The organism is Rummeliibacillus sp. BSL5 (genome assembly GCF_052928305.1).
This window is the reverse complement of the sequence record NZ_JAVGCV010000001.1, coordinates 2,019,817-2,039,461: the sequence shown is the minus strand read 5'-3', so window position 1 is coordinate 2,039,461 and position 19,645 is coordinate 2,019,817. Positions and strand designations below refer to the sequence as shown.

The 19,645-nt window shown below is 39.1% G+C and carries 16 protein-coding genes; 11 read left to right on the top strand and 5 right to left on the bottom strand.

From position 1 onward, the window contains the following. Window positions 1-1,173, top strand: a complete 1,173-nt coding sequence (locus tag RCJ93_RS10110) for a saccharopine dehydrogenase family protein (protein ID WP_066791524.1) — start codon at window positions 1-3, stop codon at window positions 1,171-1,173. A 166-nt stretch (window positions 1,174-1,339) separates the two neighbouring features. Here the strand turns inward: RCJ93_RS10110 and RCJ93_RS10105 are convergent, their stop codons facing one another. After that, window positions 1,340-2,686, bottom strand: coding sequence for a polysaccharide deacetylase family protein (locus tag RCJ93_RS10105; protein ID WP_150283371.1), 1,347 nt, complete (start codon window positions 2,684-2,686; stop codon window positions 1,340-1,342). A gap of 134 nt (window positions 2,687-2,820) precedes the next feature. Here RCJ93_RS10105 and RCJ93_RS10100 point away from each other — a divergent pair, with 134 nt between their 5' ends. Then, a complete protein-coding gene (locus RCJ93_RS10100) occupies window positions 2,821-3,561 on the top strand; it encodes a threonine/serine exporter family protein (protein WP_370454665.1) in 741 nt (246 codons plus the stop codon). Between the two features lie 12 nt (window positions 3,562-3,573). Then, on the top strand, window positions 3,574-4,035 hold the full coding sequence (locus RCJ93_RS10095; protein ID WP_150283372.1) for a threonine/serine exporter family protein: 462 nt from the start codon (window positions 3,574-3,576) through the stop codon (window positions 4,033-4,035). Between the two features lie 98 nt (window positions 4,036-4,133). Here the strand turns inward: RCJ93_RS10095 and RCJ93_RS10090 are convergent, their stop codons facing one another. Continuing rightward, window positions 4,134-6,140, bottom strand: a complete 2,007-nt coding sequence (locus RCJ93_RS10090; RefSeq protein ID WP_150283373.1) for a sensor domain-containing protein — start codon at window positions 6,138-6,140, stop codon at window positions 4,134-4,136. A gap of 354 nt (window positions 6,141-6,494) precedes the next feature. Between RCJ93_RS10090 and RCJ93_RS10085 the strand changes: the two genes are divergently transcribed. From RCJ93_RS10085 to RCJ93_RS10070, 4 genes are all read left to right on the top strand, one after another. Further along, window positions 6,495-8,225, top strand: coding sequence for an ABC transporter ATP-binding protein (locus RCJ93_RS10085; RefSeq protein ID WP_446738920.1), 1,731 nt, complete (start codon window positions 6,495-6,497; stop codon window positions 8,223-8,225). Further along, window positions 8,218-10,041: an ABC transporter ATP-binding protein gene (locus RCJ93_RS10080; protein ID WP_446738919.1), complete on the top strand. Its 1,824-nt coding sequence runs from the start codon at window positions 8,218-8,220 to the stop codon at window positions 10,039-10,041. The genes RCJ93_RS10085 and RCJ93_RS10080 overlap by 8 nt, the downstream gene beginning before the upstream one ends. A 15-nt stretch (window positions 10,042-10,056) precedes the next feature. Beyond that, entirely contained in the window at window positions 10,057-10,923 is an 867-nt protein-coding gene (locus tag RCJ93_RS10075; protein WP_446738918.1) for a GNAT family N-acetyltransferase, read from the top strand. 129 nt (window positions 10,924-11,052) lie between these two features. Beyond that, complete coding sequence (locus tag RCJ93_RS10070) at window positions 11,053-11,190, top strand: hypothetical protein (protein WP_158512613.1); 138 nt, start codon at window positions 11,053-11,055, stop codon at window positions 11,188-11,190. A gap of 126 nt (window positions 11,191-11,316) precedes the next feature. Here the strand turns inward: RCJ93_RS10070 and helD are convergent, their stop codons facing one another. After that, window positions 11,317-13,539: an RNA polymerase recycling motor HelD gene (gene helD / locus RCJ93_RS10065; protein WP_446738974.1), complete on the bottom strand. Its 2,223-nt coding sequence runs from the start codon at window positions 13,537-13,539 to the stop codon at window positions 11,317-11,319. Between the two features lie 89 nt (window positions 13,540-13,628). On the opposite strand from helD, the gene RCJ93_RS10060 reads away from it, so the two are divergent. After that, window positions 13,629-14,384, top strand: a complete 756-nt coding sequence (locus RCJ93_RS10060; RefSeq protein WP_150283377.1) for a glycerophosphodiester phosphodiesterase family protein — start codon at window positions 13,629-13,631, stop codon at window positions 14,382-14,384. A 17-nt stretch (window positions 14,385-14,401) separates the two neighbouring features. On the opposite strand, the gene RCJ93_RS10055 is transcribed toward RCJ93_RS10060, so the two are convergent. Further along, window positions 14,402-15,424, bottom strand: coding sequence for a DUF2804 domain-containing protein (locus RCJ93_RS10055; RefSeq protein WP_066791546.1), 1,023 nt, complete (start codon window positions 15,422-15,424; stop codon window positions 14,402-14,404). Between the two features lie 177 nt (window positions 15,425-15,601). Between RCJ93_RS10055 and RCJ93_RS10050 the strand changes: the two genes are divergently transcribed. Then, on the top strand, window positions 15,602-16,081 hold the full coding sequence (locus RCJ93_RS10050; protein ID WP_150283378.1) for an amidase domain-containing protein: 480 nt from the start codon (window positions 15,602-15,604) through the stop codon (window positions 16,079-16,081). 118 nt (window positions 16,082-16,199) lie between these two features. Then, a complete protein-coding gene (locus RCJ93_RS10045; protein WP_066791550.1) occupies window positions 16,200-16,769 on the top strand; it encodes a nitroreductase family protein in 570 nt (189 codons plus the stop codon). 45 nt (window positions 16,770-16,814) lie between these two features. Here RCJ93_RS10045 and RCJ93_RS10040 read toward each other — a convergent pair whose 3' ends face one another. Then, window positions 16,815-18,197: a dipeptidase gene (locus tag RCJ93_RS10040; RefSeq protein ID WP_370454617.1), complete on the bottom strand. Its 1,383-nt coding sequence runs from the start codon at window positions 18,195-18,197 to the stop codon at window positions 16,815-16,817. 146 nt (window positions 18,198-18,343) lie between these two features. On the opposite strand from RCJ93_RS10040, the gene RCJ93_RS10035 reads away from it, so the two are divergent. Further along, entirely contained in the window at window positions 18,344-19,579 is a 1,236-nt protein-coding gene (locus RCJ93_RS10035) for a hemolysin family protein (RefSeq protein WP_150283380.1), read from the top strand. The last annotated feature ends 66 nt before the right edge of the window (window positions 19,580-19,645 follow it).

The window sequence follows — 19,645 nt, the reverse complement described above, 5'->3', positions numbered from 1 at the left end:
ATGAAAATTGCCGTTTTGGGTGCTGGTTTAATGGGGAAAGAAGTAGCTCGTGATTTAGTGAGAAATCCAAATATAGAAAAAGTCTTTTTAGCGGATTTAAACAAAGAACAAGCGAAGCAATTTGCCGATACATTGCAGTCAGAGAAAGTAGAAGTATTACAGCTTGATGCAACAAATGATGAGCAATTGAAGTTGGTTATGTCAAAAGCGAATGTAGTCATTAATGCACTTTTCTACACGTTTAATGAGCGTGTTGCAAAGACTGCCATTGAAGTGGGTGTCCATTGTGTAGATCTTGGCGGCCATATTGGCGGAGCGACAGACCAGATTTTAAAATTAAACAGTGAAGCCCAAGCAAAGGGTGTTACGCTAATTCCTGATTTGGGTGTAGCACCAGGCATGATTAATATCCTGTCCGGTTTTGGTGCCTCTAAACTAGATCACGTGAAATCAATCAAAATCTATGTTGGCGGCATACCTGTAGAGAAAGAACCACCATTAGAGTATAATGTGGTATTTTCACTAGAAGGCGTGTTTGATCACTATACAGATCCATCTCATGTTGTGCGCAATGGCGTTTTGCAAGAGATTCCATCTCTATCCGAAGTGGAGCCTTTCTATTTTAAAGGATTCAATGGCTTAGAGGCATTCCATACATCTGGCGGCTTATCAACATTGCCGGAGTCATATCCGGATATTCAAACATTAGAATATAAGACTGTGCGTTATACAGGCCATGCCGAAAAATTCAAGTTACTCGTTGATTTAGGCCTTACAAATAAAGAAACGGAAGTAACAGTGAACGGGCAGAAGGTCAAGGCAAGGGATGTTTTACGCGAGGTACTGGAAAGTAAGATTGGTCTTGGCGATAAGCAAGATGCTGTATTATTGCGTGTGATTGTTAGCGGTGAAAGCAATGAAGAAGCTGTTTCCTATGAATATGAAATGGTAACATACAGAGACCAGGTGAATAACGAAACGGCTATGGCTCAAGCAACCGCGAATACTATTGCGGTAGTTGCCCAACTAGTTGGCGATGGCACAATTGATAAAAGAGGAGTCTACCCGCCAGAAAAAGTGGTTCCAGGTGAAGCGTATATTAAAGAAATGGAGCATCGAGGAGTAAAGATTACCGAAATCAAACATCGTTCAACAAATATTGTAAAGGGCTAATACGAATGGGTCTAATCCTGAGGGAAGCCTGAAACGAAATACAAATGAATAAGATGAGTAAAATAATAAAGACCGAACAAATGTGAAAGTAAGTTGTAAATTTCACATAGTGTTCGGTTTTTTATTAGCTTCTACACTCTTCATATTTAACTAGTTATCTACCATTCTAAGAATGCAATTCGGGTACCGTCACAAATGTATAGCCTCTTTTCTCAAGGTACGTTAAGACAGCATCTAGTCCCTGTGCAGTGGATAGATGTATATCGTGCATCAACACGATGGCACCAGGGTAGACATCCTTTTTCACTTGAGATAAAAGTTTTTTTGAATTAAGGTATTTCCAATCCAGCGTGTCTACTGTCCATAAAACAATAGGTTGGGATGATTGTGCTTGAATTCGTTTATTATAAGCCCCATAAGGCGGTCTTAAAGCAAAAGGCATACAACCAGTAGCTTTTTTTATCTCTGCATTCGTTTGATTGATTTGACGTTTAACTTTTTTAATCGGCAATGTTCTAAGATCAGGGTGAGAATAAGAATGGCTGCCAATTTCATGGCCATCTGCGTACACTTTTTTGGCTACATTCGGATACTTATGGACTTGTTGTCCTAGCATAAAGAATGTGGCCTTAGCGTGATGCTTTCTTAATATGCGCAATATTTTAGGTGTTACCGTATTGCTAGGCCCGTCATCAAATGTCAACGCAATTTTCTTTGCTGGTTGTTTCTTCTTAAAAGGCGGAGCGAGAATAGCGTTGGTGGTAGATGATAAAGGGATAACATATTTTTTTATGCCCGTTATATTCTTAGAGAGCTCGCCTGGATTATAATAAATAATAAATGCGTTTTTTGTTAGAGCAAATTCTTGATAATTACCCCATATAGGCCGTGTGATATTTGCTACAGAAGCAGCATCGTGATGCTGCTTTATCAGACAATCGGACATGATTTCGCCTTTAACAGTCCTAGATAAAACGCCAAGATTTTGCTTTGTTTGAATAATATCTTGCAATAAGACGACTTTTTTGTTTTTATAATCATACATAAATGTTTTTACACACTTCCTCTTTTTGTTGAGAGTTTGTGTTAAAACAAATGAATAATAGTTCTTTTTATAGATAATCATTTTAGTAGATATCGTTAATTTGCTCTTTTTCCCTTTAGTATCTGTTGTCATCTGGTTTATTAAATAATCGTCTCGCATTTTATCAACAGAGTCGGTAACATTTTGATTAAATGCTTTATTAGGCGTTTTAGGAAACTGAATTGTGTAGGCCACATCTTTATCGGCTGCTTTTGCTTTTTCAGTTACCAAATAAATGCCCTCATGTTTTGTTTGTTTTTGCGTTGTGTTGGATACTATGTTTAGTTTATCTTTAGGATTGCTAGCAGGAGCTCCATGCTTCTGGTTAATCAGTGTTTTAGATACAAAAAATATAAGTGCCAAGATTGCAATACCCATCAAAATAAGTATAGAAAGGTAATACTTTTTTGGGTGATCGTTAGTAGTCACTCCCGTACTTCCTCCTTAGGTGTGATAGTTTTATTCTACCCTATTCGACAGGAAAAGTGAGCAGAAAAATGTTAAATCTAACATTTTTGTTTAAAAAAGATAATTGAAGTATGAGGTGAAAGGTATTGATCGAAATAGCACAGGAAGAATTAGCTATTGATTGTTTTTTGCTAGCTGGACGTTTGTTAATCCAAAGCGGGGCTGAAACGTATCGAGCAGAAGATACGATGCTAAGAATGGCCAGTTCCCAAGGATTCACAGACGCTCAAAGCTTTGTCACACCAACGGGTATCATTTTTTCAGCGGGTCACAAAAGGCCCACTCGAATTGCACAGATTGCAAGCCGTACAACGGACTTAGAGAAAATTGCAGTAGTCAATGCCATCTCAAGGAGATTGACCTCCGGTGCCCTTACTGTTGGGGACGCGTATGAAGAACTTTTACGTTTAGAGAGGACAAATTTATTCTTCCCTGTTTGGGTGCAGCTGATAGCAGCAGCAACATCTAGCGGATGTTTTTTAATTTTATTCAATGGTAAGTGGGTTGATGTGCCATCAGCTATGGCAATCGGTGCATTTGGCTATTTAATTTATTTGGCTATGCATTCTTTAACAAGAGTGAAGTTCTTTGCAGAGTTTACAGCATCCTTGTTTATCGGCGTAGCAGCCATGCTTGTGTTAAAAGCAGGATTAGGAGCACAGCTTGATAAGATTATTATCGGCTCGGTCATGCCGCTAGTTCCAGGGTTAGCTATTACCAATGCGGTGCGTGATCTAATGGCAGGTCATTTTGTTTCTGGCGTAGCAAAAGGGATGGAAGCACTTTTGACCGCCTTTGCCATCGGAGCCGGCATAGCGCTCACATTGTCATTTTAGGAGATGTTTTGAATGGATTGGGTATATCAAGGAGTGCTAAGTTTTATAGGGACAGCTAGCTTTGGCGTTATTTTTAATGCGCCTAAGAAAACGCTGTTTCACTGTGGGCTTGTCGGCATGTGCGGGTGGTTAATTTATTATGCATTTATGCAAAAGGGTGTCGATGCTGTGTTTGCTTCTTTTGCGGGTGCTTTCTTAATCGCGATTGCTGCCCATTTGTTGTCACGTCGATTTAAAACACCTATGATTGTATTTAGTGTTGCGGGAATTATTCCTCTTGTGCCAGGGGGTCTTGCTTATAATGCTATGCGCTCGATTGTTGAAAATGATTACGTCGAGAGCACGCAATATGGAGCGAAAGTGTTTATTATTGCTGGCGCTATTGTTATGGGGCTCGTATTCGCAGAAGTATTAATGCAGCTAGTGTTCAGAGCCATTCGGAAAAGGAAGGCTAGGATGATTAAAGCAGGTTAATTCCGCATATCTGTTTGTTCTTTAGCTATCACTCATATTTCACATATAATAAAACAGCAATTGAGCCCATTTGAAATGGTCCAATTGCTGTTATTTTTTTAAAACAACTTTTCAATGTCATCTGCATCCATTGGATAACCGACCAAGTAGCCTTGAATCGCATCACAACCATATTCTGCAAGAAGCTCTTTTTGTTCTTCTGTCTCAACACCTTCGGCTAAGACACCCATATGAATGGATTTGCCGAATTGTATCATGCCGTTGACAAGCTTTTGCGTTTTTGGCTGATAAGGCATGGATGATATAAAGGTTTGGTCTATCTTAAATTGAGAGAGCGGCAACATCTGCATGTAGCGGAACGAGGCGTAACCTGTGCCAAAGTCATCAAGAACAAAACGAACACCATCATTATGCAGCTGCTTCATTTGTTTAATAATAGATTTTTCTGCTTCCGCTTCCAATGCAAACTTTTCGGTAATCTCTATTTGCAACAATTCTGCAGGGCAATTTGTGCGTTCTAATATGCTACTTATCTGTTTGGCCATATTTTTATCTCGAAATTCGCGCACAGATAAATTAATGCTGGCCTTAATGTTTAGACCAGATTCTTTCCATTGTGCAGCTTGCATACACACTTGCTCCAACATAAAGGTGCCAATATTATTAATCAACCCTGTCTCTTCCGCGATAGGGATTAGAACATCTGGCGCTACTGTGCCTATTTCTTTATCATCCCAGCGCACAAAAGCTTCCACGGCTATGATTTCTCCTGTATTTAAATCCAGTTGCGGTTGATAAGAAACTTTTAAATCTTGTTGGTTAAGCGCAACGAGCAGCCTTTTCTCGATAATGGACTTCGTATATAAAGCCTTATGATCTGCTGTTGAAAGGCTGCCAATCTGTGCGCCCCCTTCCGCTTGTATTTTCTTTAATGCAGTATAGGATGCTTTCATTAAATGAGAAAATGAAATTTGGTCATTTGGATACTTTGAAATACCGCCGCTAATTGAAATAGGGAATGCCCCATGATTGATATAAATCGGATGCTGTTCTAAATAAGACAGGAACCCTTGAATGAACCATTCACCAAGCGGTGTTAGGACGACAAACTCATCCATACTGACACGTGCAATGACACTGTCTTGAAAATATTTTTTTAAACGTTGAGTAAATTCTTGCAGGGCAATACGGTCTGCTTGGTCATTATAAATTTCTTTCAAAGAGTAGAACTTGTCGATGCTAAAATAAACGAGACTAAAATGATTTCTTTCTTCTATCATCGACTCAACTACTTGCTCAAGACGATTGCGGTTCATTAATCCAGTCTCTTGATCAATATAAGCAAATTTCTCTAGACGTTCCTGTAATTGTTTTTTGTCTGAAATATTATTTTCTAACAAAATATAATGTGATGGGCCTTTTGCATTTTTTAGTGGGATTGCGGTTAAGTCGACCCAATAATGCTGTCCATCCTTTGTAATTTTTTCTGCCTCTCCATGCCACTGATTTCCCATTTCTAGTGTCTTCCAGATATTATTGGCGAATTCTGTTGTTTTTGAATCAGAAGGGAAAAGCTGCCAAAATGATTTACCGAGAATTCTTTTTGGTGTCCATTTGCTTTGCTTTAAAAATAAAGGGTTCGCATAAGTAATCAACCCTTCCTGATCAAGTGCTGCCAACATAAAGGTCGAATCTAAATATTCATGAATGTTAGATATTTCATTGAGCACAAAATCAACGGCTTCTTCTTCGACTAATAAGAATTGGCAATGCACAAAGCTTTCGTCGTTAATCGACAATGTATTAAGAATAAGAGAGATTTGGATAGGGTCTCCCTTTTTCTTTTGCAATAATATGTTATTTAGTTGTATAGGGACTTCTGACTGAAGGATATTTAGCCATCTGTCTTTAAATGTATTGGTATAATCTTTTACTATAAATGGAGGTGGATTGCCTTCCAGCTCTATTTCTGTATAGCCAAACGCTATCTCAGCTCCACGATTCCAAGAGACGATATTTCCTTTTGAATTTAAGATCATCATAGGGCAGGGCGTCTGACGAGTAAGTGGATGTACAGTAGGGTTTACATGCTGGGTTTCTCTCATAAATTATATTTCTCCTTGGAATTTCTATATTTTCTATTATAGTAAATTGAAAGGTATAAGTCATTAGTAACAGGGTATTTAGAGATAAGTATTTTTTTTGTGCCTTCGCATAGGAGAATTAAAATATATATCCCGAAATGTAAGACATTTGGTTTTACTTAAAGGTAAGTGGTTGGTTATAAGGGGGTATAAAAAAGAGTTATGAATAGGTATATTTAACTTACTTATTATACATATATTATTAATAAATTGCTTATTGTGTCGCTTTAAAATGTAAAATCAATTTTATTTCGTAAATCGAACAGTTATGTGATAATAAATAAAAACTCTAGAAAAGAAGGGAGGAGATTAATAGTGAAAACTATTATTGGCTTCATTAAAGCTTATAAAGTGCCGGCTAGCATCGCGCTTTTATTGATGCTCATTGAATTAATGGTTGAGTTGGCACAGCCACTGCTTATTCGGAAAATTATTGATGAAGGAATTGTTGAGAGCGATATACATACCATTTGGTTTTGGGGCACCATTATGCTATTGCTTGCGTTACTTGCCTTTTTTGCTGGGATTATTAATTCCTTTTTCTCGGGGTATGCCGCACAGAATCTTGCATTTGATTTGCGTACAGCTTTGTTCCGTAAAGTTCAATCCTTTAGCATGACAACGTTTTTACGGTTCCCGACTGCTAGCCTTATCACTCGGATGACGAATGATGTCACACAAGTACAGCAAGTATTTTTTATGAGCTTGCGTGTTATGTTGCGGACTCCTTTGGTCGTTATTGGTAGTTTAATTATGGCTTTTTATATCAATCCATCGCTTGCTCTGTATCTTGTTGTAGGTGTACCTTTTTTGCTGATATTCATGTATCTTATGGTGAAAAAAAGCATCAAGCAATTCTCAGCGGTACAAAAGCGTGTAGACAGGATTAATACAATGATTCAAGAAAACCTTCAGGCGATTCGTTTAATTAAAGCCTATTTTAGAGGGAAATATGAAGGGTCACGTTTTGAAAAAGCAGCATTTCTTTTAAAACATGATACATCAAAGGCTTTGCGTTTGATGGAGTATATCCAACCCATTTTATTAATCGTTATGAATATCGCATTACTGGCGGTTTTATGGTTTGGAGCAGGGAAAGTGAGTACTGGACATGCAAAGATTGGTGACTTGGCGGCGATTGTCAATTATACCATGCGCCTAACAGGTTCCTTTTCGATGTTTTCGTTCATTATTATGCTCTTTTCAAGAGCAAAGGCTTCTGCTGATCGCATGGAAGAAATCCTCTTGGCTGAAGACATGCCAAAAGAAAAAATACCATATAACGATGTATTAAAAGAAGATAAGGACGACGTTATTGAATTCAAAAATGTATCTTTCCATTACCCAGGCACAACAACATATGCCTTACAAAATATTTCTTTCACATGCAGAAAGGGCGAAAAAATTGCCATCATGGGTGCAACAGGTTCTGGAAAATCGACTATTTTTCAATTGCTTCTAAAATTCTATGATTGTTCAGAAGGTGAAATCTTTGTGAATGGTCGTAATATTACTGATTGGAAGGCAGAAGAGCTACGTCAATACCTAGGATACGTACCACAGCAATCTTTGTTGTTCACAGGAACAATTGCTGAAAATATGAGGTGGGGCGCAACAACGGCTACGCAGGAAGATATAGAGAAAGCTGCTGTTCAAGCCCAAATCCATACGTCCGTCACACGTTTCCCAAACAAATATCAAACAAGAGTGGGACAAAAAGGCGTCAATCTTTCGGGTGGACAGAAACAGCGTTTATCCATCGCTAGAGCCATTTTACGGAAGTCTCCTATTCTTTTATTCGATGATAGTACAAGTGCTCTCGATGTAAAGACGGAAGCAGCATTATGGGAAGAACTCGACACCATGTCTGCTACGATGCTTGTCATTACTCAAAAAATCCAAACAGCGAAAGGTGCGAATCGTATTCTACTGCTAGACAATGGGGCGGTAGCTGCCTTCGGTACACATCAAGAATTGCTGGGCAGCTCAACGCTCTATAGCAAAATCGTCAGGTCTCAAGCAGAGGGGGAGAAATATAATGATTAAAAATTGGTTTCGGTCCTATATGTATGAGCCTGTTTTAACAAAAGAAGAAATTCAATCCTCCAAAAAGAAAAAAGGTTCAAAAGCGGCCAATTGGCGTAGGACACTAGGCGGCATTTGGAAGCTAGTGGATGAACAGCGCGGGTTGCTGATCTTCGTGCTACTCATGGTCATCGTTAGCTCGATTCTATCGTTGCTCGGCCCCTACTTGATTGGAAAAATCATAGATGATTATCTTGTAGAAAAGAGATACGGCGGACTCAAATCCATCATTGGCATTCTTGTCGCTGTATACGTTGGCTTGTCCCTGTCTCTGTTTTTCCAAAATTATTGGATGATTGGCATCGCCCAACAAACAGTGTATCGCATGCGTACAGGTCTTTTTTCAAAGCTCCAAAGACTGCCAATTTCGTTTTTCGACCAACGGCAGCATGGAGATTTAATGAGCCGGATGACCAATGACATAGATAATATTAGTTCAACGCTTAACAGCACCTTTATTCAAGTATTCTCGAGTACATTGATATTGATAGGTACTGTGGTTGTCATGGTTTCGATGAGCCCGCTCTTAACGCTCCTTACAATGGTGATTATTCCTATCATGTTTGTTTCCACCCGTTTCATTACACGGCGCACGGGTAGACTCTTTAAAAGGCAGCAAGAGGCACTCGGTATGCTGAATGGAATGATCGAAGAAACGATTTCAGGTCAACGTATCGTAAAAGCCTTCTCTCAGGAGGAGCGTGTGATTGAAGACTTTGCAGAAAAATCCAGTGAATTGCGGCGTATTGGCTACTGGGCAAATGTGTATTCTGGAGCGATTCCAAAAGTGATGAATTTCCTGAATAACGCAAGCTTTGCGATCGTGGCTGGCGCCGGTGGTATTCTTGCTTATAATGGATATGTTTCGATTGGTACAATTGTCGTTTTTGCGGAATATGCACGCCAATTTACAAGGCCGTTAAATGATTTAGCCAACCAATTTAACAATATTTTATCTGCGATTGCCGGAGCAGAACGAGTTTTCGTCATTTTGGATGAAGAAGATGAGCAAGATGAAGCAAAGCAACAGCCGTATAAAAAGATTAAGGGGGATGTTCGTTTTAAAGATGTCTCTTTTAAATATAATGCAGAAGAAGAAGCGTACACATTATCGCATATCAATTTTCATGTGAAAGAGGGTCAGACAGCGGCGCTTGTTGGTGCTACCGGGGCAGGGAAGACAACGATTATGCAGCTTCTTGCCCGCTTTTATGACGCTCAAGAAGGCAACATTCTGATAGATGGAGCCCCTATCTCTTCCTTTGCAAGAGAAACGATACGAAGCCAGATGGCATTTGTCCTGCAGGAGCCATTCTTGTTCCAAGCAACCATTATGGAAAACATTCGGTATGGCAATTTGGATGCAACAGATGAGGAGGTAATAGAAGCGGCAAAAAGAGCAAATGCCCATCATTTTATCATGTCTTTACCAGATGGATATAACACAGAATTAGCAATGGATGGCGGCGAAATCAGCCAAGGCCAAAAACAATTGCTTTCAATTGCTAGAGCCCTTGTAGCAGGACCTTCTATACTATTGCTAGATGAGGCAACAAGCAGCATTGATACGGTTACAGAATTAGAAATACAAGAAGCGCTCGAACGGTTGATGGAAGGACGCACAAGTTTCGTCATTGCCCATCGATTAAATACGGTGAAGAAAGCAGATGTTATATTTGTAATGGAGCAAGGACAATTAGTAGAGTCAGGCAGCAGGCAAGAATTAATTCAGAAAAAAGGCATATTTTATCAGATGCTGCAAAACAATAATGAATAGGGGACAAGGAAACTTATGGATATATATGTAATGAGGGCAACTTATCCCGTAGATGATGAGACAATTCAAGAGGTCAAAGATTTACTAGAAGCATCTCAGGAATTAAATAAAGATCTGTCGGTATTAATGAAAGAGGATCTTTGGAAAAACGCTGAATGCAAAGGGTTTATGATACTGGCATATAATGAACAGGACCAATTGCTCGGCGTCTTATGCGCAAGCGATATGTTTGGCTTCAACACATATGAATGGTCAATAGCAGTTCATCCGCAATTCCGGCGAATCGGAATTGGAACAGCCATTTTCCAAGCATTCGCTAATGCCCTTCTTGAAAGAGGTGCGATGGGCGATATGGCAGTTGCTTATCATGAAGAAGCGAGTGCTTTATTTTTAGAAAAACTGGGTTATGACTTTAGTTCGGCAGAAGCAACGCTACAGGCATTGCCCCAATATCATCCAGAAAATTGGAATAGAACGATCCGGCCATATAAAGAAGATGACAAGAATAAGGTCATAGCACTTATGCAAGAGGGCTTTTCAGATTTACCTGAAGAGACGGAAGAGCTGATCTACTATAATACAAATACAGAAGGCCGAATGCTATACATGGTAGATGAGTTGGATGAGAGCGTTGCGACTGTGACGCTGGCAGAAGAAAGAGAAAGTCTTTGGATTACTGCATTTGTAGTCGGAGAAGAACATCAAAAAAGAGGGATAGGCTCTGAAGTCTTGCAATGGGTAAGACATATTGCTTCTGAAAAAGGGATGGGATCTGTCCTTTTAGATGTAGAAGTAGAAAATCAAAACGCACTACGCATTTATCAGAACAATGATTTTACTATCATCCAGCAGATTGATTATTTTGTGAAAAACAATAAGTAAGATAAAATATATTATAAATGTTCTGTAAATTTTAGGTTAAAATTAACACTAAAAAGGGTTAAATGGGATATACTTTAGGTAAGAGTCTTCATAAGATGGACTATCACATGCTTTTAGGGGGTTTTTGGTATGAGGCTACCTGCATTGCGTAAAGCGGAAGGCGGACACAAAAATTTATTAAGCCATGTACTTGGCAAAGTATTGCATTTTAGACCAGTTAAAACTCGCTTAAAAAAGAGCTATTATCCTATTCCTAATCGAAAGTAAACCTGCAAAAAGAAAGCTTGTGAATGAATTAAGGCTACATCTGTATACTCAGATGTAGCCTTATTTTTTAACTTAAGGAACGCTCATTTAACTAAATTAGGCAACTTATTAAATGCAATCTATAGATTAGTCTTCTAATAGTAGATCTTTCTTTTTAGGAGCAACCAAATGTAACTCATGCATAGCGCGTGTAAGTGCCACATATAAAAGCTTACGATCAAGTGCTGTATCATAAAAGGCTTCGTCAATCGCAGCAATGATAACGGCATCGAACTCTAGTCCCTTTGATAAATAACTTGGGACAATAAGTAGCGCATCTGGGTCGATGGCTGATGACTCATCTAGTGTCTGAATATGTAGGCCTTCTTTTGAAAGTACCTTCGCTGCTTTCTTGGCATCCTCCGCCGTTTTGCAAATCAATGCAATGGAGCGATGACCATTACCTCTGATTTCTTCATACAATTTTGCTAGTTGTTTAGGCTCCCATTTATCCATTGGATGGAAAGCGGGCTCTTCTCCATGCCGCACAACAGGTTCAACGAGGGGAAGGTCCTCGTCCATTTGCTGAAGCACTTCGTTGGCAACATTCATAATTTCAATAGTTGTTCGATAGCTCTTTTGCAATGTCTTATAGCTTGCGCGAGGGAAAAGTTCGCGTACAGGGTCCCATTCCGTGAGAGATCGGTAACTGTGAATTCCTTGTGCAAGATCACCGACCATTGTAAACATGTCAGTCTCTAAGCCTTCTTTTAAAGCAGCTAGCTGGAACAAGCTATAATCCTGTACTTCGTCAATGAAGACAACTTTCATTTTCCATTCATCTTTAACGCCTTTAATTCTGGCGTGTAAATAGTACAGCGCAGCAAGGTCTTCCAATGTCCAAGCTTCCTTTTCATGTGCTTTTAAGAATTCCTCCTGCATTTCCTTTGTAAAGCTTGAAGCTAATTCCTGCAGAAGTACTGGGTCTGTTAAAAATGTACGGTAAAGTACTTTAATCTTGTATTTATCAAAGCGTTTCATATAACGAGAAACAACAGTCTTTGCTTCTTTCTCGACCTGAGGCAGTCGCTCATCACGCTCATCAATCCATTTGGTGACAACTTCTTTACGCTTCGCATCATCGCGGATGCCAAAGATGGATCGATCTAATATATCATCGTAGCGTTTTTTTAATGTGTAAATCAGCTGTTTTTTCTTTTGGCGTATATGGTTTTGTAAAACAGAACGAATTTTTGCGAGTCTCTTTTCTATGGGCATATATTGATAGTCTTCTAAAAAAAGTCTGCGTAGGTGTGATGCTTTCATCATGCGGAATTTTTCAATATAAATATCCTCAAATTGGTCTGCTATTTGCCATTCAAGTTTCTTAATATAACGATCCATTATTTCAAGATATTGCATCGTGCCTTTCATTCTTGTAATCCAGCTGTATTCCTCTACACTTTGGATGGCATTCTCCAACTGTTCATTAGCGTTTTGAATTTTAACCTTGATGTTTGTGGCCTTTTGAACATACTCTGCAAAGGTCGTTTGACAAATTTGTCCTACACCAAGCTCTGGCAGTACATCCGCTATATAGTCTATAAATAGACGGTTTGGCGCCAAAATCATTAAATTCTGTGGTTTAAAATGTTCGCCCATTGTATATAAGAAATAAGAAATACGGTGAAGGGCTATCGTAGTTTTTCCACTACCCGCTGCGCCTTGGACAAGAATAGGCTGCTTTAAATGTGCCCGTATGATTTCATTCTGCTCCGCTTGGATGGTCGACACGATTTCTGTTAAGCGTACATCTGCTTTTCCAGCAAGCGCATCCTGTAACAGTTCATCGTTTGTTGTCAGATCAATATCGCGGACATCCAGCAGCTTGCCATTTTCAATTTTGTACTGGCGCTTTGAAAAGAGATGGCCTTTCAATTCTTCATCATTTACCATGTAGGTAAGGTCACCTAAACGTCCATCATAATAAACATTGGCAACAGGTGATCGCCAATCTACAATAATCGGTTCTTGTGAATCTCGGTCAAAGAGAGAGGTCTTACCGATATATAGCTTCTCTGCCGGCTCATTTTCCTTTTGAAAATGAATTCGCGCAAAATAGGGTTTTTGTTTTATCGCTTCGAGTCCTTCTTTTTGGTTTTTCGCCATATCAAAGAACCTCGTATTGGTTAATATATTTTGGTAGCTAAGACTGGAATCGAGATATTCCAAATCGGACATTGCAGAGCGAAGATTTGCTTGGGCAGCTTCAAGCTCACTTTCTGATTCATTTAGTAGCTTCTGCATATAATATTTCGTATAAGAAAGATGTTGTTCTTCTTCGTTGAAATCCGGATGTTTTGCCAAAATAAGGACCCCCTTTTTGCTTAAATAGGTACTGATTATTATATAAGAAAATAACTTTGAGAGAAAAATAATGATATACGGAGGTAAAACAATTGGATATTTTTGCGCATCGTGGCGCTTCGCGCTATTTCCCGGAAAATACCCTTCTAGCTTTTAAAGAAGCAGCGAAGATCCCAATATACGGTGTCGAATTAGATGTTCATCGGACAAAAGATGGCGTGCTAGTCGTACATCACGATGAAAAGATTAATCGAACTTCCAATGGGAAGGGATTTATTCATGAAATGGATTTTGCAGAGCTTCGTAGCTATGACTTTGGTTCATGGAAAGGGGAACAGTTCGCAGGCCAACAAATACCCACTCTCCATGAAGTATTAGACATTTTTCGTGTAACTCATCATATGATAAATATTGAGTTGAAAACAGATGTTTATAGCTACCCCGGTTTAGAAGAAGATGTCCTGCAAACCGTGTTAGAACACGACATGGCGGAGAGAATCATTTATTCATCATTTGATCATGAAATTCTTGAAAAATTGCTTGAAAAAGCAATACCTAATGAGGTAGGCCTTCTATTTTCAAAGGTTTTAATCAACTTAAGTGAATATGGGCAGATGGCAGGGAGTAGTACTCTACATGTTTCTTTGATAGCAGCCAAACGCAATGCAGTGAAAAAGGCGATTGAACTAGGCAATCGCGTTAGAGTTTATACAGTCAACCGAATAGCTGATTATGATTTATTAGAGGATCTAGGTGTTGATGCTATTTTTACCGATGAGCCTGAGAAAATGTACCGCCATGCCTACGAAAAAAAATACCAAACGAAAAAAGAGAGTTCTTACGAGTAAGAGCCCACTCTTTCCGATTACCATTTGGCAATATGTTCTTCTACTGTTCCAAGCATTTGCTGGATCTTCATGCAACGACCATTTTCAAGCCGAATTTGACCGTTATAATAACCGACCATGTGGTGAAGTGAAGATGTCACTAACTTCAAGTCTTTGCTATCTTCCCTTTCAAAAAAAGGTGTAAATGAAAGCTGTACGTCATCAGTAAAACGCGTATGAATTTGCCATGGCTCCATGTAATCTGATTTATTGTAATGGAAGATGACATCCTCATGTATTTTATGCAATTTGCCATCAAGGAAAAATGCGTTTTCTGTCATACCTGTGCCATCTGTCCACAAGCCGCCCAGATTTAATCCGATACGATGTCCTCTGCATTTTTGGGAGGCCATTGCACGGTTCCATGCTGTATTTCGAGGCCATACCCCACGCCCGAAATCTAAGACAGCAAAACAATCTTCTTCATTAAACGTATAACTCTTGCTGTCCAACTTTACATAGCCATTGACAGGAAGTGAGAGGTGTTTAGCTGTTAGATGGAATGTTTGGCGATTCCAAGGCACTACGACGTTTAATGATTCATCCTCTACCTGATGTTTTATAACTAAATCTGCATGCAAAAGGTCACCTTCAAAATTGGGAATCGTTACCGTCATATGCGTTTCGCCATTCGAAAACAATAATTGAAGTTTTAATTCTTCATTATTCAAATGTACTGTTTCTAGCACGCGCTCAGGCATTTTCAGTTTTTTTCCAAGCGGAATGGTCACGATCTTTTCGCAAAAACGCTGTGTTTCATATTCTAAAAAACGAACAGAACAAATCACAGCGTAATCTAAGTGAATAATGGAGGTAGCGAATAAGATGTCATCACCAAATATGTACCAATTATTCCACTTCTTCTTACGCATAAAATGACCCTTCAGATTGCCTAGAATAATAGGTTTTTTGGCATAACCAATCGCCGCAGGGTTGAGGTTGCCTTTTTGATCGCATAGGAGTGTTGCATCCACAATTTCTTTTTCTGCATGCTGAGTCAATTCAAACATCCTTTCAAACGTAAAATCAAGAGTAATAGAAAGCTTACGAGAGTTCTCAAGTAGTAAAGGACAATAAAAACAAGTTGTTTCCAGTATACCAAAAAAGTGTGAGTATCGTCGCCTCTCAAGAAATCATAGAGAGTTTGGATTCATAAAGTTAAATAGGAGGTATATTATATGTATAACAGGCAAGCAGCTGTCGATTATGCAAATACTTGGTGGAATCGTCGGAATCCTGCATTCCCACAATTTAATGATGATTGTTCCAATTTTATTTCTCAATGTTTGTTTGCAGGAGGAGCCCCTATGACAGGTGCTCCTAATCGAGCAAAGGGCTGGTGGGTAAAGAAAGGCAATTGGAGCTATAGCTGGAGTACAGCCAATGCGCTACGTTCTTATGTGGCTTCCTCAAAAAAAGGACTTCAAGGTAAGAGGGTAGATAGTGCCAGTGATTTGAAACTAGGGGATCTCATTTTCATCGATTTTGAAGGCGATGGTGTTATCAACCACTCATTGATTGTAACCAGCATTGTTAATGGCGTGCCTTATGTAAATGCTCATTCTTCGGACAGCTATCATCGACTCTGGACTTATGAGGATTCCAGTGCATACACACCAAACATTAAATACTATTTTTATCAAATTTCAGTCGAATAATCTAGTAGTTGAGCCGTTTCAATATATGCTAGTTTGTGGTAAGTTAAAAAGGAATAATATACATACAAGTATATTAAATTAGAAAAATATACTTAATTGCAATAGAGGAGTGATTATGATGACAGAACAGTCTTTATCGGTTAAGGAAGCAATCCGCAATCGTCGTTCCATAAAACTATTCAATGGCCAGCCGGTAGATCAAGAAGATTTAATGAATATTATTGATACAGCTGTTTGGGCCCCTAACCATGGCAATCGCCAACCATGGCGTTTGGTAGTTTCAATTGGTACAGCTATGGATTCCTTGATGAGTGTGATTCGTGACTTTGCAGTGCCGAATTGGAAGGAACTGACGGAAGAAGAAATCAATAAAAAGATGCTTAAGTTTACAACTCCAGGCGCATATGCTTTTGTGATTGTTCCACAAGATGTACGCCAAAAAGAACGCTATGAAGATTTTGCAGCAGCAAGCGGCTTTATTCAAAATATGCAATTGCTTGCTTGGGATTTAGGTATCGGCGCTTGTTGGAAGACGCCTAATTGGTTAGACAATCCTAAATTCCGAGAAGCATTAGGTGTTAAACCGGAAGAACGGATCATCAGCATGCTCCAATTTGGTTATTTTGATGATATTCCAAAAGAAAAGCCGCGTAAATCGGCTGAAGAAATTGTCACATTTTTTAAATAGAAAAAACCAACGTCTCTCTAGAGAGATGTTGGTTTTTATTTTGAATTATTTTTCTATATTCGCTATCTCTTCAAAATAGTCACTTACTACACGAAGCCCTTTATCAAAGTTATCCAAATGGAAATGTTCATTTGGTGCATGGAAGTTTTCCGTAGACAAGCCGAATCCCATCATAATGACGGGTGTATTTAATATTTCGTCGAATGCCGCAACAATCGGAATCGAACCACCTGCACGTATATACGCAGTTTTGGCATCATACTGTGTTTCATATGAACGGCCAGCTGCTTGAATATATGGATGTTCGAGCGGTGTAATAAATGGTTTACCTTTATCAAATTCTGTAATAGTAGTGTCAACACCTGCAGGCTTGTGTTTTTCAATATGCGCACGTAGCTGTTTAACTATTTCATATGGATCTTGGTCTGGTACTAAACGGCATGTAATCTTCGCACCTGCTGTTGCGGGGATGACTGTTTTAATACCTTCGCCAGAGAATCCACCATATACACCGTTTATTTCTAATGTTGGGCGTGCCCATGTCCGTTCTAGGTAAGTAAAGTCCGTTTCACCAAACAATTCTTTCACGCCAGCTTCCTTCTTCGCGCCTTCTGCATCAAAGTCTAATGCAGCGTAAGCGGCTTTTTCTTCATCTGTAATCGGACGCACCTTATCATAAAAGCCATCGACTTGAATAGTCCCATGTTTGTCATGGAATGATGCAAGAAGTTCCACTAATGCATGAATGGAATTTTGTATGCCACCACCGTAGATGCCGGAATGCAGGTCACCACTTGCTGAGCGCACATCAATTTGGACACCTGTCAATCCACGAAGTGCATAGCAAACCGCTGGACGGCCAGGCGCATAAAGAGCAGTATCTGAGATTAAGACTAAATCAGCGGCCAGCTTCTCTTTATTCGATTCTACAAAGTCTGGGAGATGAACACTTCCGATTTCTTCTTCTCCTTCTATCAGGAATTTCACATTTACAGGAAGCTCGCCTTGTTTCTTTAGAAAGGCTTCGATCACTTTTACATGCATGAATACTTGGCCTTTGTCATCGCTTGAACCGCGGGCATATAGTTTATTCTCGCGGACCTCAGCTTTGAATGGATCACTTTCCCATAATTCTAAAGGATCAACTGGCTGTACATCGTAATGGCCATAAACAAGGATCGTTGGTTTTCCTTCCGCATGTAGCCAATCACCAGTTACAACAGGATGGCCGGCTGTTTCATTAATAGTAATATGCTCTAGCCCAGCTTCTTTCATTAAGTTTCCTAGATAACTAGCACAATCTTTCATATCATTTTTGTGCTCTGATAGAGAACTAATGCTAGGGATTGACAAAAATTGCTTTAACTCCTCAAGGTGTTGTTCGCGATGCTCTGCAAAATAACTATCTAGAACATTTTCTTTTTTCACATGGATCACCCTTTTCTGAATATTCAATACCATGACAATTATAGCATATAAGTGCTTTTATCTAATGAATCAGAAAATGATTGCAACTAAATAATGGTATATTGGGTAATATAAATGTACGAGGATATATAATGGGAGGAATTGTATTGGATTTTTTAGGCTTAATTATTTGTTTGCTTATTTCCTTTTTCTTTTCAGGAAGTGAAACGGCTCTAACAGCGATCAATAAAATAAAAGTCCAGTTGCGTGCGAATCAAGGGGATCGCATGTCTCAAAAATTAAACTTTTTAATTTCACAACCTGATCGAATGATTACGACCATTTTAATTATTAATAATACAGTAAATATTTTAATGCCGACATTGCTGACAATCATTGCTCTAAGGCATGGATGGCAAATATCTGTTGCGACGACTGTCCTAACTATCATCATTATCATTTTCGGCGAGGTCTTGCCGAAAACGATTGCAGTCACTTTTGCGGATCGCCTAGCATATGTGGTAGCGCCTTTTATTGCGCTGTGTGTGAAAATCCTTAGACCGATCACTTGGATTGTGCAAGGCTTTACCAATATGTTCATACGTATTCTCTCTAATGGTGCTGTAACAGAGGCTACATTGACGAAGGAAGAATTTCGTGGAATGGTTGATTTTGCCTCTACTGAAGGCGCATTTGACGAGATTGAATCAGTGCGTTTAAAAGAAGTACTGGATTTTCCTGATAAAGCGGTATCAGATGTATTAGGTACACACCGGACTGATGTTATCGGCTTACCAGTTGAAGCGAAGTTTGAAGAAGTAAGGGACATCTTATTAGAGTATTCCTTTACGCGCTATCCCGTTTATGAAGATAGCATGGATCAGATTGTCGGGTTGTTTTATGCTCAGAAATTTGTGGAGTGGTCTTTAGACCCTAAGCGAAAACTCATGGATTTTATCGACTCCGATCCATTATATGTAGTGTCAACTGTAAGTATTGAGAAGGTTTTTACGCTCATGCTTACTAAAAAGAAACATATGGCAATAGTATTGGATGAATATGGAGGCACATTAGGAATTATTACGAATGAGGATTTAATAGAAGAAATGATTGGATTAGAAATAGAGGATGAATCTGACCAGGAAGAAGAATCTCTCGTTTATAAAATGACCGAAGATGTGCTCATATGTAATGGCCGGTTGGAAATTGAAGAAGCTAATCTCCTTTTTGATGTGGATATCCCGCAAGACCATGAGACAGTAGGTGGGTTTGTTTTGGAATTAAGCTTGCATATTCCAGGACCAGGCGAAGCGTTTAACTATCAGGACCTGCATATTGTGGTCAATGAAGTGGAGGATAATCGGATTACAAAACTCACGATTACGAAAAAGCAGGAGGAATAGTAAAAACGAGTCTCAATTGCACACTAGATCCTGTATTACAAAAAATTTGCCCAAACCTTACACGTT

Bases quoted from the DNA above. Each gene is read 5' to 3' on its own strand.
- RCJ93_RS10070 (WP_158512613.1), top strand. From the start codon at position 11,053: ATGAGGCTACCTGCATTGCGTAAAGCGGAAGGCGGACACAAAAATTTA.
- RCJ93_RS10110 (WP_066791524.1), top strand. From the start codon at position 1: ATGAAAATTGCCGTTTTGGGTGCTGGTTTAATGGGGAAAGAAGTAGCT.
- RCJ93_RS10090 (WP_150283373.1), bottom strand. From the start codon at position 6,140: ATGAGAGAAACCCAGCATGTAAACCCTACTGTACATCCACTTACTCGT.
- RCJ93_RS10050 (WP_150283378.1), top strand. From the start codon at position 15,602: ATGTATAACAGGCAAGCAGCTGTCGATTATGCAAATACTTGGTGGAAT.
- RCJ93_RS10095 (WP_150283372.1), top strand. From the start codon at position 3,574: ATGGATTGGGTATATCAAGGAGTGCTAAGTTTTATAGGGACAGCTAGC.
- RCJ93_RS10075 (WP_446738918.1), top strand. From the start codon at position 10,057: ATGGATATATATGTAATGAGGGCAACTTATCCCGTAGATGATGAGACA.
- RCJ93_RS10045 (WP_066791550.1), top strand. From the start codon at position 16,200: ATGACAGAACAGTCTTTATCGGTTAAGGAAGCAATCCGCAATCGTCGT.
- RCJ93_RS10080 (WP_446738919.1), top strand. From the start codon at position 8,218: ATGATTAAAAATTGGTTTCGGTCCTATATGTATGAGCCTGTTTTAACA.